18 protein-coding genes are annotated in these 16,621 nt (G+C 44.7%); 7 read left to right on the top strand and 11 right to left on the bottom strand.

The window, feature by feature from the left end:
• Positions 1-87 precede the first annotated feature (87 nt).
• From ACX5J7_RS17375 to ACX5J7_RS17335, 9 genes are all read right to left on the bottom strand, one after another.
• Positions 88-789 carry a VC0807 family protein gene (locus tag ACX5J7_RS17375; RefSeq protein WP_024016632.1) on the bottom strand — a complete coding sequence of 234 codons (702 nt, stop codon included), beginning with the start codon at positions 787-789 and terminating at the stop codon, positions 88-90.
• Positions 790-835: 46 nt separating this feature from the next.
• Positions 836-1,375, bottom strand: coding sequence for a rhomboid family intramembrane serine protease (locus ACX5J7_RS17370; protein WP_012519029.1), 540 nt, complete (start codon positions 1,373-1,375; stop codon positions 836-838).
• A gap of 20 nt (positions 1,376-1,395) precedes the next feature.
• Entirely contained in the window at positions 1,396-2,562 is a 1,167-nt protein-coding gene (locus ACX5J7_RS17365) for a glutathionylspermidine synthase family protein (RefSeq protein ID WP_024016631.1), read from the bottom strand.
• A 2-nt stretch (positions 2,563-2,564) separates the two neighbouring features.
• Complete coding sequence (locus ACX5J7_RS17360) at positions 2,565-3,233, bottom strand: DUF1190 family protein (RefSeq protein ID WP_081365749.1); 669 nt, start codon at positions 3,231-3,233, stop codon at positions 2,565-2,567.
• Positions 3,234-3,243: 10 nt separating this feature from the next.
• Positions 3,244-3,660 (bottom strand): DUF350 domain-containing protein, encoded by a 417-nt coding sequence (locus ACX5J7_RS17355; RefSeq protein WP_012519026.1) that lies wholly within the window; start codon positions 3,658-3,660, stop codon positions 3,244-3,246.
• Positions 3,661-3,676: 16 nt separating this feature from the next.
• Entirely contained in the window at positions 3,677-4,321 is a 645-nt protein-coding gene (locus tag ACX5J7_RS17350; RefSeq protein ID WP_012519025.1) for a YjfK family protein, read from the bottom strand.
• A 12-nt stretch (positions 4,322-4,333) separates the two neighbouring features.
• Positions 4,334-5,389, bottom strand: a complete 1,056-nt coding sequence (locus ACX5J7_RS17345; RefSeq protein WP_012519024.1) for a potassium channel family protein — start codon at positions 5,387-5,389, stop codon at positions 4,334-4,336.
• Positions 5,390-5,536: 147 nt separating this feature from the next.
• Positions 5,537-6,217, bottom strand: coding sequence for a PspA/IM30 family protein (locus tag ACX5J7_RS17340; RefSeq protein ID WP_278383973.1), 681 nt, complete (start codon positions 6,215-6,217; stop codon positions 5,537-5,539).
• Between the two features lie 23 nt (positions 6,218-6,240).
• On the bottom strand, positions 6,241-6,630 hold the full coding sequence (locus ACX5J7_RS17335) for a DUF2170 family protein (protein ID WP_012519022.1): 390 nt from the start codon (positions 6,628-6,630) through the stop codon (positions 6,241-6,243).
• A 271-nt stretch (positions 6,631-6,901) separates the two neighbouring features.
• Here ACX5J7_RS17335 and ACX5J7_RS17330 point away from each other — a divergent pair, with 271 nt between their 5' ends.
• The 6 genes from ACX5J7_RS17330 to secF all read left to right on the top strand — a co-directional run bounded on the left by ACX5J7_RS17330 (position 6,902) and on the right by secF (position 13,253).
• Entirely contained in the window at positions 6,902-7,168 is a 267-nt protein-coding gene (locus ACX5J7_RS17330) for a DUF6471 domain-containing protein (protein WP_041703408.1), read from the top strand.
• 411 nt (positions 7,169-7,579) lie between these two features.
• Entirely contained in the window at positions 7,580-8,626 is a 1,047-nt protein-coding gene (gene queA / locus ACX5J7_RS17325) for a tRNA preQ1(34) S-adenosylmethionine ribosyltransferase-isomerase QueA (RefSeq protein WP_278383974.1), read from the top strand.
• A 299-nt stretch (positions 8,627-8,925) separates the two neighbouring features.
• A complete protein-coding gene (tgt, locus tag ACX5J7_RS17320; protein ID WP_014950189.1) occupies positions 8,926-10,038 on the top strand; it encodes a tRNA guanosine(34) transglycosylase Tgt in 1,113 nt (370 codons plus the stop codon).
• Between the two features lie 24 nt (positions 10,039-10,062).
• A complete protein-coding gene (yajC, locus tag ACX5J7_RS17315; RefSeq protein WP_012519018.1) occupies positions 10,063-10,401 on the top strand; it encodes a preprotein translocase subunit YajC in 339 nt (112 codons plus the stop codon).
• A gap of 55 nt (positions 10,402-10,456) precedes the next feature.
• A complete protein-coding gene (secD, locus tag ACX5J7_RS17310) occupies positions 10,457-12,301 on the top strand; it encodes a protein translocase subunit SecD (protein ID WP_015067622.1) in 1,845 nt (614 codons plus the stop codon).
• 10 nt (positions 12,302-12,311) lie between these two features.
• Positions 12,312-13,253 carry a protein translocase subunit SecF gene (gene secF / locus ACX5J7_RS17305; RefSeq protein ID WP_015067621.1) on the top strand — a complete coding sequence of 314 codons (942 nt, stop codon included), beginning with the start codon at positions 12,312-12,314 and terminating at the stop codon, positions 13,251-13,253.
• Between the two features lie 148 nt (positions 13,254-13,401).
• Here the strand turns inward: secF and ACX5J7_RS17300 are convergent, their stop codons facing one another.
• On the bottom strand, positions 13,402-14,250 hold the full coding sequence (locus ACX5J7_RS17300) for a LytTR family DNA-binding domain-containing protein (protein ID WP_498707663.1): 849 nt from the start codon (positions 14,248-14,250) through the stop codon (positions 13,402-13,404).
• Positions 14,251-14,385: 135 nt separating this feature from the next.
• Between ACX5J7_RS17300 and ACX5J7_RS17295 the strand changes: the two genes are divergently transcribed.
• Positions 14,386-15,603 carry an acyltransferase family protein gene (locus tag ACX5J7_RS17295; RefSeq protein WP_348681794.1) on the top strand — a complete coding sequence of 406 codons (1,218 nt, stop codon included), beginning with the start codon at positions 14,386-14,388 and terminating at the stop codon, positions 15,601-15,603.
• A 192-nt stretch (positions 15,604-15,795) separates the two neighbouring features.
• Here ACX5J7_RS17295 and suhB read toward each other — a convergent pair whose 3' ends face one another.
• Positions 15,796-16,572, bottom strand: a complete 777-nt coding sequence (suhB, locus tag ACX5J7_RS17290) for an inositol-1-monophosphatase (protein ID WP_012519013.1) — start codon at positions 16,570-16,572, stop codon at positions 15,796-15,798.
• Positions 16,573-16,621: the final 49 nt, after the last annotated feature.

The following is a 16,621-nucleotide window of genomic DNA, read 5'->3' as shown; positions in this document are numbered from 1 at the left end:
AGGGTAAAAGTATTTCGGTTAAAACGGCGAGGTGGTTTTTTATTGGCAATAAAAAAGGGGCTTACCGCCCCTTATCATTATTTGAATTTACTGGTTTATGAAGTTATCGAGTTCTTCGCCCGTAATTTTTTTGATTTGGGCAAATAAATACCAAAGCGCTGCAATAAGCAAAATCATGCTGGGAATAACAATGACGGGGTAGCTTAACGCGGTCATGCGTCCAAGTTCTTCGGTGTAGGCCGTGGTACCCGGCTCACTGACCAGGATCATTTTTGCCAAAATATAGTTAAGTGCTGATGAAAGGAAAAATGAGCTCGCTACGATATACGAGCTTACTGCAATTTTCTTTTTGAATTCGGGTTGTTTCCCTTTAGCGTCAAGTACCTGATTCAAGTGCGGCCAGTTTATTATCTGGTCGTTCAAGATAAGCATTTTCACTAACGGCTTATTAGAGTACTGCGTAGCGAGGACGGCAATACCGATAAGGCCCGGAATAGCGGCCTCTTTGATGGCGATATATTCAGCCGGAAGCTTGAGTAAACTAAACCCGCCGGTTAGTAGTACGCTGATAATACCCAAAACGGAAAAGCCGTTAACTTTGCCGGACTCTTTTAAATCCCACAAACCATAGCCTATTGGGAAGCTAAGGGCTGCGACTATACTCCAGGCTGGGCCTAAGTAATCTTCTGAACTTGCATAGCTCATTAGCACGACAGGAATAACAATGTTAAACGCTAAGTTGCCGAAAAAGCCTTGGTTCTTCTGTGTAGGTTGTTGTACTGCTGACATAACTTTTTTTAACGTCTTATCTTAAGGCCAATTATACGTAAACTAATTAGCGTGCCCAGTGCCATGCGGCAAATAAGCCGCCTAGAAAGCCAAACAGATGATATTCAAAGGAAATAAATTTTGAAGTTGGCAGCACACCCACCAGCATCCCACCATAAAGCGCGGCCACCACTAAGGAGATAAGCAAATAGCGTATTTTATTGCTGCGAAATCCGGCTAAAACCAGAAAGCCAAAGTAGCCGTAAACCATGCCGCTAGCGCCTATATGCGTAGCGCTTCGTCCGAAAAGCCACACGCCTACGCCACCTACAAGCAACGCGCTTAACGTGGCAATTAAAAACGTGCGTCGCCCCCATTGCATAGTAAGCCACATAAACAACAGCAACGGGACTAAGTTAGCCATTAAATGCGTTGGCGTACCGTGTAAAAAAGGCGCCGTAAAGATATAGGGCAGGTGGGATAGCGTGCGAGGTACAACACCGAATTGGTTGAGGCTATTACCGGTAAGCAGGTTGGCCACTTCAATCACAATAAGCAGTGCGCCTAAGGTCAGTAAAACTCGAATTTGAAATGAAAGCGACTTCATTTAATAACCCTTCACGTCAATTAAAGAATGATATGGGGAAGGTAGCGGGATAAATCTTGTGTGATGGCAGACGCGTCTTCTCTTACAGAGATGCCTGCTGGCATATCGTCCACTAACCAACTACCAATAAGTGTATGGTTACCCTCGAAAACCGGCAAAGGTTCAAATGATTGGACAATAAACCCTTCCTCACCGTAAGGGCCGTCACTAAGTAGGTTTTCGACACCATCTTCAATAATAGACACGTTTGCTCCTTCCCTGGAAAACAGCGGTTTTTTAATCCACTTCCCCGACAAGCCATTATTGCTTACTTCATCTGAAAAAAAGGCCGGCAGAAGGTTAGGGTGTCCTTCAAATTTTTTCCAAAGCTGGGGCAGCAATGCTTTGTTTGAAATTATCGACTTCCACGGCGGCTCAATCCAATTGACTTGCGCGTCTTCCAATACGTCACCAAACTCTTCCCGCAGCATAAATTCCCATGGGTAAAGCTTAAAACAGTCTGTTATTGGGGCGTCTTTTAGGTCGGTGAACACGCCCGTATCGGCAAGCCCGATATCTTCAATAAACACAAAGTCTGCCTGAAGCCCCGCTTCTTTCGCGCAATCTTGAAGGTATTGCACCGTGCCTCGGTCTTCCACTGTGTCCTCACAGCACGCCATGTGCATCTGGTTAATGCCATAGTGAAGCGTAATTTCACGAAAGCGATGAACCAACTTTTCTTGCAAACTATTGAATTGGTCGGCGTGCAAAGGGAGCTTACCGGCATCTACATTTTGCGAAAGCCATAGCCACTGCCAGAACCCCGATTCATACAAGCTGGTGGGCGTATCTGCATTATTTTCCAGTAGTTTGGCTGGGCCCTTTCCGTTATAAACGAGATCTAAGCGTGAATACAGACTTGGGTCGCGGTCAAGCCAGCTATGTCTAACCAAATCCCAATGCTTCTCGGGAATGCGAAATCGACGAAGTAATGCTTCACTGTTAACCACATCTTCGGTTACTGCCAAGCACATCTGGTGTAACTCGGCGGTGGGGTCTTCAATGTCGTTTTCAATTTGTGCTAGCGTGAATTGATAATAAGCCGTTTCATCCCAGTAGGGCTCGCCATACATGGTGTGAAAGTGAAAACCGAATTCATTGGCCAACTGCTGCCAGCCTTTGCGTGGCTGACAAGGCATTCTAAACATATTTAGCCGCCCCAGCCGCCTTTACGGCTGCTGCTTCCCCATGAGGATTTTGCTCGTACGCTGCTGCCAAAGCCGCCTCGTTTCATCGTTTTATTAACCGTGGGTTTAGGCTTGTAAACATCTTTGTTTACACGGTAGTTGCGCTTGCGAATGTCACCATCAAATACATACCCATCGGCAGTTATCCAACGTGAACGAAACGGTGAATTGTACGAATAAGAGGTATACAAAGGCTGTGAGTAGTAACGATTTGGCGAAAGCAATGAGCTCACCATATATCCCGCCATAAACGGCATGAAGAAGCTGCCACTGTTATTATTCACTTGTTGGCACTGGTTGGGACCAAATTCGTGCTCACAGTCGTATTCGGAGTTAAAGCGAGGACTTGTGCGCATCGCCTCATCTACGGCAGTTTGATACGCGGCTTCACAGCGCTCAACAGCATCGGGATAATCTTGTTTACAGTCTTCTAGCGACGTGTAAATGGTGGCGTCTTCTTTTTCAGCGCCACAGCCACTTAATATCACGCTGGCTACACCTAAGGCCAATGGCTTTACGCTAAACCCTTTGCGCATGGTATTAAGGTTGATGTGTTTGGTGCGCTTCATCGTAGGCTTCGCCGCGCGCTCGCGGTCGGTTACCTGAATTTCAATTTTGCTTTTATCGGTCATCGCTGCCCCCTTAGTAGGTCATGCAAGCGGCATTTAATAAGCCTACGGCAATCGACATACTGGCAAGCATTACGCCAGCAGAAACTTCATTATTGTTAATGCGTTCGGCGATTTTAGGCATAAAGCTAAAACGCAACAGCGCAAACGCTAACGACTGGGCAATAACAGCAACCAGGGCCCAAATGGCAAAATCAATAATGGCAACAGAGTTTGACGCTGCACTGCCTAGCGCAATAGCAAAGCCAATAATCGCGCCGCCGAAACCGATAGCCGCCGCAACGTTTTTCTCTTCTTTCACCAGCTTCCACTCATCATGAGGGGTAACAAGAGCGTACACCAACTTAAAAATGAAAAGAAAGACAATCGATAAGCCAAAATAAAGTGCAAAGTTATCTAGGCCAGCCAAAGATTGCATGATGGTATCCATAGTTATTCCTTTTTAATTAACCGTTTATCGTGATATCTGCAGGTTCAACATCAAACCCTGTAGAAATCACTAAGCATCTGTCTAAATTATTGCCCACTTGCTTTTCTTCACCAACAACGAGCAGAGTCTCAACCCTATTGTTTCCTATAGGACGTTCGTACAACATCATAAACTGGTCTGTTTTACTTACATCACCATCTTCTTCATAGGTAGTTTCGGTCACCGCAACTGGCGGCGATTCGTCACCTACTGAATCCCACACCCGGGTAAACACCTTACCGTCAAGCTCGTAGGTAGGCTGACTAATCACGTTTTTTAAACACGCATTCCATTGTGCGGTATTGCCAATAGTTTGGGTCTCGTAAAAATGCCACAGCTTCACATCAGTAATGTGGTTTTCTGACAGGCCGCCGTCAGTCACTACTTGTAAAAAGCCATCATCGTCGGTGTAAAAGCGCAACAGGGTGCCGCCCGTATCTAAAGGTGCTTCACCAACCGCCTGAATAAGCTGAGAACGGGCTGCTCCTTCAATGGTAAGTTCTGGTTCTAATAACGAGAGCTTTAAATGGTCCAATTCAAATGACCCCCCTAAATAGAGGCCCATAATTTCTGGCGTTTTAGGTTTCTTGGGTTCTGACTTTTTAAATAGCTTACTAAACATTGTTTGTGCCTTTTAGTCCGCGTCTAAAGACGACCAGTTAATGGCATTTATACGCCGCTCTGCAATATAGAAAAGGGTATCGCCTGGGTTTAACGTAGCATCTAGCGACGGATTAACTACCATCTCTTTTACCATGCCGTTAGGGGCGTAACCAATAAATATGGCGTCGTGTTTGCGTTTCAAGTTAACAAATAGCTTGGCGACGGAAATTGTTGGGCTAGTCTGTGGAATCTTTACAGAAAATTGTGCTTGCCCCTCATCAATGCTCAATAAATCGTGATGAAGCATGCTTGAGCCTGGGTCAAATGCGGCCTTAACCAGCATCTCTATGGCAACGCTTGGCGTGCATTCGACTTTTGGACAATGATCCTGAAGTAGGCTAACTAAGCTGTCGTCATCAAAATAAGCCACTTGGTGCGCGTCTGGATTACGCTTCGTGCAGTACAGCGCTGTAGTCATGGTGACGTCGTCTTGGGGGTTATCAATAAGAATGGTTCTCGCTGTTGCTACACAAGCGCGATCCATGTCTTCGTCTTTGTTAAACGAGTCGACTTTTACAAACTCTATTACACCGGGTAGTGGGTTGGTGATATCCGCTTTTACGCACAGTACAATATCGGGGCGTTCAGGCATGGCGTCACGCTCTTGCAGAATTAAATCAAGCAGCAGCATGGTGCGCTGCTCGTTCCATCCTATTACTAAGATGTGACCGTCAAGCATTAAGCTATTCATACCCATAAACCCTTTTTTCCATTGAAGTGAAACCCAAGCTGCAATTCGACCAATCACCATGGCGAAAATACTTAACCCTAGCGGAATAACGTAAAGCGCTACGACAAGCTTTCCGGCAGGGGTAACGGGCGATAGATCGCCATAACCCACTGTTGAAGCAGTAACGGCAAGCCAGTAAACAAAGTCAGTATGTGCAATGAGGTCGTGTTCATTGGCAGCGTAAAGCAGCCAATAGCTTGTTACTGCGTAAAAAGCGGTGGCACCGACAATGGTATACCAGCGTGACTCTGCAAAATATTGCAGCATGATTTTTCGCAGTTTTATCCATGGAGACATAAAAGAAACAGCCCTTGTTATGCGTGCCCTTACTCTGCCTTGAAGTGCTTGATTTGTCTAGGTAAGCTTGCTGCTATACCGCTATATTTGAAGATAATTTTGTAACAAGCATTAAAAATGGGAGCACTGGGCTCCCATGTGTTTTACTTACTTGCCAAGAATTCGCGCTAGTTCGTCGTCGGCAGAGGTTTTACCCCCTTTGATCCCCGCTTCTGCTAGGCGCTTTTCAAGGTCGCTACTCGATTCTTCGCTAGCAAGCTCTTCTGCCGCCTGTAGCTCTGCGTTGCGCATCTTTTGCTTATCTTGAATACGAGACAGCGACTCTGTTGCTGTTTTCATCTTACTATTTGCGCCCATGTGGCGTGAAGATACGGCAACTTGTGCTTTTTGCACGCTTTCGGTTGCTTTAACCATATCAACCTGCTGTTCAAGGCGACGCAAGTTTGCTTTAGCCTGTTGGATATTGCTGGCAAGCTGCTTTTCTGATTGCTTGAACTGGTCAAGATAGGTTTGCTCTTGTTCACGTTCTTCTTTTAGCTCAGAAACTTTTTGCGCACAATCTAGGGCCAGCTGTCGATCGTTATCAATCGCTTTACGGGCGTGTTCTTCGTACTCAGCAATCGACGAATCAAAGCTGTCTACTTTCTGTTGAGAAAGTTTACATTTCGCCAAAATTTGTGTGCGTGCATGATCTGATTTGCGCAATTCTTCTTTGGCTTCTCTGATTTCTTGTTCCAGAATTCGAATAGCCTGACTGTCTGCAACAGACTGCGCAGCTTCGGTAGCACCACCTTTTACTGCAGTAATTAATTTTTTCCACACTGACATTCGCTTCTCCTTAGAAGTAAATTTTAAATTAGGTGTGTTTCGTAGGCATCTAGGAACGATGCTACATTCTGAAACAGAGTTTCCACTTCAATAACAATACTTTCGGCTTTCGATTGGGCGCTTAATGCACCAAAAGCCGTGTAATACTCTTCGCCACTAATCGTCGAGATGCCTACTGTGGTAAGAGGGAAGACCATATGAGTTGAGAGTATTTCATGGTCTAACGCCGGCTTATCTTTTACTTCAGACGCTGAAAATAAAAGACTTTCAACTAAAATCTGTTCTCCGCTTATGGCAAGCCACGCATCGATACCGTCTTGATTGGCAATCTGCAAGCAGCCCTCTTCACGTGTTACCACAAAGTCATCGTGCTCTTTAAACAGGGCTTCGATGCTTTCTAGTTCCCAGCTCATACCTATCTCCTTTAATTATTGAAGCGATAATTTCGAAAGTGAATGTCGTGTCAGTCGTGTTTACCTTTGTGCGCCTCTCAACAATGATACAAGGCGCTATAAGGTGAATAACACTGGCTGTACTGTAACGACTATTTTCACTTTCGCCAATATCTTGACTTGCAGTGTAGACCTAGTGTGCCATAATCGTCAATATCAAATGCGTTCTTTAAGTGTAAAAAAATGTGTTTTTGTAAAATATATATCACATTTGTATGGTTTTGGGGGTTGTGTGAACACTAAAAATGGGTGGCGACAAACGGTTGCACGGGTGGTCAAATCAGAAATGTCTGTGCGCGGTGTGAAATATCAAGCCTTAAGCCAAAGGTTGCAAGAAATTGGTGTAGAGCAGAGCGCTGACAACCTGCGCAATAAGGTGAACAAAGGTATTATGGGAGCGGATTTATTGCTTCAAATACTGTACGTATTAAAAGCACGCCCCATAGATGCCGCGCTTTTAGAAGAAATCTTAACTGATCTTGAGCGCCAAAACGCGTAAAATACCGTTACTTTGAAATTTGGCTGTGGTTGAAAAGTACGAAAGGGAAACCGTACTATAAAAATAGCGCGCAGCAAGGTTTAAAACGTGCAGATAAAAAAATACCCAGCAAGTGCTGGGTACGAATGATAAGGAATGTTTATGGGAGAACATCATCACTATCTGGGCGTATCTTAAGCGATTAAGTAATTAAGTGCTATCGAATAAATGAATTTGTCCGTATGTTGTTCGATAAGTAGTTATCTAAAAATATACATGTCAACTCAAGCGTTTGAAATTATTTAATTAAATTTTTTATTTAATGCAGGGTATCTTGAGTTCGTGTAGGGTTTCTTAACCTTTAGTAGTAACTTAAAAGAAACTTAATCTAGTACTTTTGTCTAACAGTAAGACCTCAATATTGTCGTAATTATGAAATTATCTGATTTTAGCTTTGTTCTACCCGAAAACCTTATTGCCAAATATCCAACGCAACAGCGCACTGCCAGTCGTTTGCTACATTTAGACGGTAAAAACGGCAAGGTTGAACATACCATGTTTGCAGACATGCTTAAATTTGTAGAGCCGGGTGATTTACTGGTTTTTAATAACACCCGTGTTATACCTGCGCGCCTTTTAGGTAAAAAAGAAACCGGCGGTCACGTGGAGGTGCTCATTGAGCGCATTACATCTGACACCACCGCACTTGCCCATGTGCGCGCAAGCAAAGCGCCGAAACCGGGTACTAAGCTCATTCTAGAAGAAAAAGTGAATGTAACTGTTACCGGTCGAGACGACGCACTGTTTATACTGCAGTTTGACCACGATGAAACCGTATTAACGCTGTTGGAAGCCCACGGTCATATGCCGTTACCGCCTTATATCGACCGTCCGGATGAAAACTCGGATAAAGAGCGTTACCAAACGGTGTACAACGAAAAGCCTGGTGCTGTAGCGGCACCTACCGCAGGGTTACATTTTGACGACAGTATTTTAAACGCGTTAAAAGAAAAGGGGGTTAACCTAGCCTTCGTTACCTTGCATGTAGGCGCGGGCACGTTTCAGCCCGTTCGTGTTGATAATATTCAAGAGCATAAAATGCACGCTGAATTTGCCGAAGTGCCTCAAGATGTGGTTGATGCCGTGTTAAACACAAAAGCAAATGGCAAAAGGGTAATTGCAGTAGGGACCACTTCGGTACGCTCACTAGAATCGGCGGCGAAAGCAAGTGCAGAGCGGGGCGATGAACAGATTATCGCGCCCTTTAATGAAGATACCGAAATCTTTATTTACCCTGGTTTTGAATTTAAAGTTGTGGACGCTATGTTTACTAACTTCCATTTGCCGGAATCTACGTTAATGATGTTGATTAGCGCATTTGCAGGTAAAGAAAACGTGATGAATGCCTATCAAGAAGCGATAGCGAAAGAATACCGATTCTTTAGCTATGGCGATGCTATGTTTATTGAGCGCGCTTAAAACGGTAGCGGTTTGCTAAAAACACCTCGTCATGTGTTTTACGCTACGACGTTAAAAAACCGTTGCGATTTCGGTTAACTCGTTTCGAAATCGCAACAAACCCATTGAGGTTTGGCCGTTTAATATAGCCTTATTTTACGCAAAAAGCAGGCAAAAACAGGCTATAGCAGGCGCGGTTCTAGCCCAGTTACAGATAAACATAGATACGGGGCATGATCTCAGCCAAATTACTGGTATAATCGCCGCCAATTTATTTTTATACCCAGCGCAAAAGCGCACCAAAGTGGGAATGCTTTCACATGCAATTTGAGTTGTTAAAAACCGAAGGCCGAGCACGACGCGGTCGTTTGGTGTTTGAACGCGGTGTTGTTGAGACCCCAGCGTTCATGCCGGTAGGTACGTACGGTACCGTTAAGGGAATGACCCCTGAAGAGTTAAAAGACAGTGGTGCTCACATCTGTCTTGGTAACACCTTTCACCTAATGCTGCGCCCAGGTACGGGGATTATTCGCCAGCATGGCGACCTGCACGATTTCATGAATTGGGATAAGCCTATTCTTACTGATTCGGGCGGTTTCCAGGTATTTAGCCTTGGCGATTTGCGTAAAATTACCGAAGAAGGTGTAACTTTCCGTTCGCCAATCAACGGCGAGAAGATCCTTCTTACGCCAGAAAAGTCGATGGAAGTTCAGCGCGACTTGGGTTCTGACATCGTGATGATTTTTGACGAGTGCACGCCGTATCCTGCCACTGAGCAAGAAGCGCGCGTTTCTATGGAAATGTCGTTGCGTTGGGCCAAACGCAGTAAAGAAGCCCACGGCGATAACCCCGCGGCTCTGTTTGGTATTATTCAAGGCGGTATGTACGAAGGGTTGCGCGATGTGTCGCTTGCTGGCCTTGAAGCCATTGGTTTTGACGGCTATGCCATTGGTGGCCTGTCAGTGGGCGAGCCAAAAGAAGACATGATCCGCATTATCGATCATACGGCGCCAAAAATCCCTGAAGACAAGCCGCGCTACTTAATGGGCGTGGGCAAGCCGGAAGATTTGGTAGAGTCTGTGCGTCGCGGTATCGATATGTTTGACTGTGTTATGCCTACGCGTAATGCGCGAAATGGTCACCTTTTTGTGACTGAAGGCGTGGTGAAAATTCGCAATGCGAAACACAGGAACGACACCTCACCATTAGACGAGAATTGTGATTGCTACACTTGTAAAAATTATTCTCGCTCTTATTTACATCATTTGGACAAATGTAACGAGATTTTGGGTGCGCGTTTAAACACCATCCATAACCTTCGTTACTATCAGCGTGTTATGCAGGGTCTTCGCGATGCGATTGACGCAGGTACGCTTGACGAATTTGTACAAGAATTTTATGAACAAAAAGGGTTGCCGGTTCCGGCACTATAACAACGATAATATTTGGGGAATTTTATGAGCCTATTTATCTCGAACGCTTACGCGCAATCTGCTGGCGGTGCTCAGCAAGGTGGTGGCATGGAAATGATTATCATGCTTGCTGTATTTGGTCTAATTTTTTACTTCTTGCTTTATCGCCCGCAGGCTAAGCGCGTAAAAGAGCATAAAAACCTCGTGTCTTCACTTGGCAAAGGTGATGAAGTGCTAACACAAGGTGGTTTAGTAGGTAAAATTACTAAAGTGTCGGAAGAAAAAGATTTCATCGAAGTTGCACTTAACGATTCAAACAACATTGTTGTTCAGAAGTCTTCAGTAACTGCTGTGCTGCCTAAAGGCACAATGAAGTCACTGTAAGTAACAACCGCCGGGGCCGGGATGCTACCCGGTACTGGCACGAAAGGATTATCCAGTGCTAAACAAAAACTCTATCTGGAAGGTACTGAGTGCACTCATTGTGGTTGCAATGTGTGCACTTTACGCACTTCCTAACATTTACGGCGAAGATCATGCCGTACAAATCTCAGCAGGTCGTGATGCTGTGGTAACTAACGCCACGGTAGAGCAAGTAAAGGCCGCGCTAAACGAAAAAAACATCTCGCCGAAGCGTGTTGAGTTTGAGAACGACCAAATTTTGGTTCGCGTTTCTGATTCAGATACACAGCTAGTAACCCGCGAAACTTTAGAAAAGACGCTTGGTGACGACTACTACGTGGCAATGAACCTTGCCCCAGACACGCCGGAATGGCTAGAAGGGTTAGGTGGCGCACCGATGAAACTTGGTCTTGACCTTCGCGGTGGTGTGCACTTCTTGATGGAAGTGGACATGACGGAAGTTATCACTAAGTCACTGGAAGATGCTGAAAGCGGCTTTCGCACCTCTCTGCGTGAAGAGGGTATTCGTTACCGTGGTGTTAAACAAGTAGACGACCATATCGACATTACCTTCCGCGATGAAGATACGTTAGATAAAGCGGAGTTCTTCCTGCGCAACCAAAGTCGTGACCTAACGTTTAACCAAATTGATGACTTAACCCTTCGCGCTATTTTCGCGGAGAGTAAGCTTCAAGAAATTCGCGACAACGCGGTTAAGCAAAACATCACTATCATTCGTAACCGTGTTAACCAGCTTGGTGTTGCTGAGCCTCTTGTTCAAAAACAAGGCGCTGACCGTATTGTTGTTCAGCTCCCCGGTATTCAAGATACCGCTCGTGCAAAAGAAATTCTAAACGCGACGGCGACCCTAGAATTCCGCATGGTTGATCAGAAAAACGATATTCGCGATGCATTGAACGGCCGTGTTCCTCCTGGTTCTCAGGTGATTGAAGATCAGCAAGGTATTCCACAGTTACTTGAAAAGCGTATTATGCTTACTGGTAGCCACATTATTGATGCTAATAGCGGTGTTGATGAATATGGTCTTCCAAATGTAAATATCTCGCTAGACTCTGAAGGCGGTAACAAAATGTCTCGCTCAACCCGCGGCAACATTGGTAAGCCAATGGCAACGGTGTTTATCGAGTACAAATCTACCGGAGAGCGAAATGACGACGGTAAACTTGTGTTCGAAAAGCATGAGCAAGTTATCTCAGTTGCCACCATTCGTGCGCAGCTTGGTAGTAAGTTCCAAATTACCGGTCTTGATTCTCCAAAAGAAGCTCGTGATTTAGCGTTACTACTTCGCGCGGGTGCACTTATTGCGCCAATTCAAATTGTTGAAGAGCGCACCGTAGGCCCAAGCTTGGGTAAAGAAAACATCGAGCTAGGTATGCAGGCTATTATCTATGGCCTTGCGGCTGTGCTTGTTTTCATGTTGATTTACTACAAAGCGTTTGGTGTGGTAGCGAACATCGCGCTTATCACTAACCTGGTAATGATTGTAGGCATCATGTCGATGATCCCGGGCGCAACCTTAACGCTTCCAGGTATGGCGGGTATTGTACTTACCGTTGGTATGGCGGTAGATGCTAACGTGCTAATCTTTGAGCGTATTCGTGAAGAGCTTCGCGAAGGGCGCAGTCCGCAGCAAGCTATTCACCACGGGTACGACAGTGCATTCTCAACCATTTTGGATGCGAATATCACTACTTTCATTGCTGGTCTAATTCTGTTCGCAGTTGGTACCGGCCCAATTAAAGGCTTCTCTATTACGCTAATGATTGGTATCGCAACTTCAATGTTTACCGCTATTTTGGTTACTCGCGTTATTGTTAACGCAGTATGGGGCGGCAAACGTGTAGAGAAATTAGCGATTTAAGGAGCGTAAAATGCAGTTATTAAAATTATCCGAAACCGTTAATTTCATGCGCCTTCGCATTCCAGCGATGGTGTTATCTACAGTCTTAATCCTTGGCTCGTTTGTGTCATTAGGGGTAAACAGTCTTAACTGGGGGCTGGATTTCACTGGCGGTACGCTTATTGAAGTGGGCTACGAAGACTCGGCTGACCTAGAAGCTATTCGCGTGCAGCTTAACGAATCGAACTTTGAAGATGCAGTAGTGCAAAACTTCGGTAGCAGTCAAGACGTGCTTATTCGCATTGCACCGCGTGATGGCGTAAAAGCCGTAACCATTGGTGAGCAGGTACTTGCGGCACTGCGTGCAGATGGCACCTCGGTGGATATGCGCCGTATTGAGTTTGTTGGACCTAATGTCGGTGAAGAACTGACAGAGCAGGGCGGGCTAGCAATGCTGGTGGCACTGTTATGTATCTTGGTTTACGTAGCGATGCGTTTTGAATGGCGCTTTGCGCTGGGTTCCGTTTCGGCACTTGCCCATGACGTGATCCTTACGCTAGGTCTATTTTCGGTGCTTCAAATTGAATTTGACCTTACGGTGCTTGCAGCTGTACTCGCGGTTATTGGTTATTCACTTAACGATACCATTGTTGTATCAGACCGTATCCGTGAAAACTTCCGCAAAATTCGTAAAGGTGAGCCGGTCGAGATTATCAATATCTCTCTAACGCAGACGCTTAATCGTACTATCATCACCTCACTAACCACGGTGTTAGTATTGGTTGCCTTGTTCTATAAAGGTGGTGCGCTTATTCACGGTTTCGCCACTGCGTTGTTATTCGGTGTAGTAGTAGGTACTTACTCATCGGTGTATATCGCAAGTTCGGTTGCCCTAGCATTAGGTATAAGTAAAGAAGACCTAATGCCACCGCAGGTAGAGAAAGAAGGCGCTGACTTAGATCCAATGCCTTAAGCAGGCTATGGCGAGCAGCGCTAATTACGCTAAATGAATAAAAAGCCGCACAGTGTTGCGGCTTTTTTGTAGGTGTGAATTACACTGTTTTTCAATTGTCGCAAACAGTGTTTATTTATCAATAGCCAGCTTATACCTTCGTGACATCTTAACAGTATGGCCCATTTTTTAATGTAATTACGCCATCGCCGCTGTCCCCGACTTTTACACTTTCAACATCATTAAGGTTTACAGCAAAAGAGCGGTGGACCCGTGCAAAAGGCAAGTAAGCATTTTCATCTAGAAATGAGGTTAGGGTATTACGCATGGGGTAAACCTTATCGTCAATGTGTAAGTTGACATAATTACCCGAAGAGGCCATCCAGTTAATATCTTGCTTTTTGATTAGAAACTCATGGCCATTTTTTTTAATCAATAATAGTTCATGCTTGAAGGCTTTCTCATCTGGGGCATTTTGTGTATTGCGCTGGTCTAATTTAGCTGACTCAAGCCCGATATTGCTGGCGTTACCTAACCATTGTGCTACCACATAGCGATAACACCAAATCATTACTACAAAAAAGATGAAAGACCATAAATCTTTTCGCATTTCATAAATGAGTTCAAAGAACCATTGCTCTGCAGAAGTGGCGAATTGGTAATTGCCACCCACTAATGCGTAAATAATTTCTCTACTAACAATCATAAATATAATATGTGTAGCTGCAAAGCACAGACCCACAGCACTGTATAAAGCAATACTAAAAGTAAACCGTTCCCATCGCCAAGGAAAATGGTTGAGTATCTTTGCCAGTGCTATCACCACGCAGAAGCTGCCAACGGCACTGGTATACTCCCAAGCAAAAGGTTCCCATTGGGCAAAAGGTAGCGGCGGCGTGCGCATCGCTTCCATGAGTACAGTGGTGCTATTGATAAATCCATTGACTAAAAAATACAAGCCCAGAAGGGAAAGGGATATTGAGCTTTGATGCGCTTGAAACCACGCTTTATTAATCATGCGAACACTTGTCCTTCCGTCACTTAATTCCACCGCTTGTCACTTTTTCGAACCCTTTCAATAGCTTGGTTGGTAGTTTGTTTATACTCACGTTGCTAAAAATTGAAGGCGCTTTTCGCCTCAATAAGGGACAAGATGAACACAAAGTACCACACACGTTTAACGTCAGAAAATTCACGAATAGTAGTACTTGATTATCTTAGAGTATTAGCCGTCATTGTTTTGTTCTTTTTTCATCTTGGTATGGTTTGGGTGCCCGAGTGGAACTTTCATTTTAAGCAAGAAACACAGTGGTTTTGGCTGCAACATATTTTATTGATAAGTTCACCGTGGAGAATGGGGCTGCTGTGGTTTATCGCGGGCACGTCGCTGTATTTTATGCAGCAAAAGTACGGACTGGCTTTTTTGTTAACCCGAAGAAGCAATGCGATATTACTTCCCCTATTAACAGGTATTTATTGCATAGTTCCTATTCAGTTATTTGTTGAAATGACGCAAAAAGGCGCAATTGACACCTCTGTAGGCTATTTTTTCATTCAATTTTATTTTGGTGCGAATGACTATTTTAATGGTTTTAGTGCTGGCATATGGCATCACGTCGACGTAAACCATTTGTGGTTTCTTCGTTCTCTTTGGCGGTTCACGTTATTGTTGGTTATTTTTCATCTGCCTCTTAAGTGGGTACGCAACAGTTTAGGCAATTTCAATAGTGTATGGTTGTTGTTACTTGTTTCTATTTCGCTTTTTGCATCACAAATAGAGGAAAGCGACTTACAGCGTGATATTTACGGCTTTGCGTGTTTAGTTTGGGGCTACCTTTTTGGTGGTCAAGCGCAATTTTGGGGGTGGCTACGCGATAGGCGCGGGGCGCTGATTGCGTTCGCCATTATACTTACTCTGTCTTATGAAGTGGGGTTTAAAGTAGTAGGATACCAACCTGATAACCTGCCGATAAAAACCATTGCATTATGGTCGTATTACTTAGCTAAAGTATTCAGCGTATTTGCAATTTTGGCACTGGCAGACAAAGTCTTCGTAAAGGCGAATCCCGCGGTAGTTAAAGCGAATGGATATGTTTTTCCTTTCTATGTAATTCATCAAAGCGTGATAATTGGCGTCAGCTATTTTATTACGAATACAGCACTGTCTGCGCTTACGGCAATGGCGTTATCTGCCGTCGTGAGTATGTTGCTTTGTTTCCTATTATTACTGCTGTGTAAATATAGTGCCGTGACAGGCGTGTTTTTAGGTAAAAAAGCGCCGGCATCCCATTGGCTGTCAGGTAAAACGGCCCAAATGATCATAACCGCTTTTACGTTGCCCTTAGCATTGAGGCTAGTAGGCTTAATATAGGGAAGGGAGGGAGTATACAAAAGCGCAGTTTTGGCATGTTTACGTTCGCAATGAGGTACAAAAAGCAAAAAGGCGCGAATTAAAATAATTCGCGCCTTATCGTTTGTTTGTTCGTTTTACGTACGCTGTGGCGTAGGTTAAAAAAAGTTGCTAAGAAAAAGCATCTGTTTCGACCCCAGCCAGCCCACATTTTTACTTAAGGTGTTTTACCAAGCCTTGAACTACCTTTGCACTACCGGCAACAATTTCGCCCTTGTGTAGTGGGTCGTTATTACCTTTAAAGTCTGTAACCAAGCCGCCTGCTTCGCGAACAATAAGTTCACCCGCTGCGATGTCCCAAGATTTGATGCCGCGTTCCCAGTAACCGTCGTGACGACCAGCTGCAACATAAGCAAGGTCTAGTGCTGCACTGCCTGCACGGCGAATGTCGCCCACTTCGTGGAATATTTTGTTTAGACTAAGTGCGTATTCACCGAATGCAGCTTTGTTTTTGAACGGAAGGCCAGTAGCAATAATGGTTTCTGTTAAATCACGAGGCTTAGAAGCGCGAATACGGTAACCGTTAAGCTGTGCACCTTGACCACGGCTAGCAGTAAATAGTTCGCTGCGAATTGGATCAAATACAACCGCTTGGTCCAAACGACCTTTATGAAGAAGTGCGATAGAAACCGCAAAGTGGGGAATGCCTTTTACAAAGTTAGTGGTGCCATCTAGTGGGTCGATGATCCACTGATAGTCTGTCTCTGTGCCGTTAACTTCGCCAGACTCTTCACCTAAGAAGCAATGTTCTGGGTAAGACTGCTGAATTTTATAGATAATTGCTTGTTCTGCTTCTTTATCAACTTGAGTAACAAAGTCGTTCAAACCTTTCGACTCTGTTGCTACTTCGTTATATTTTTCAAAACCGCGAACAATAACTGTTCCAGCCGCACGCGCAGCGCGCACCGCAATATTCAGCATAGGATGCATAGATAAACCACCAATTGTAAAAGACCAATGAAACGAGCCAGCTGTATAA

It is taken from the genome of Alteromonas infernus, from assembly GCF_902705815.1.
This window is presented reverse-complemented; position numbering and strand designations above follow the sequence as displayed.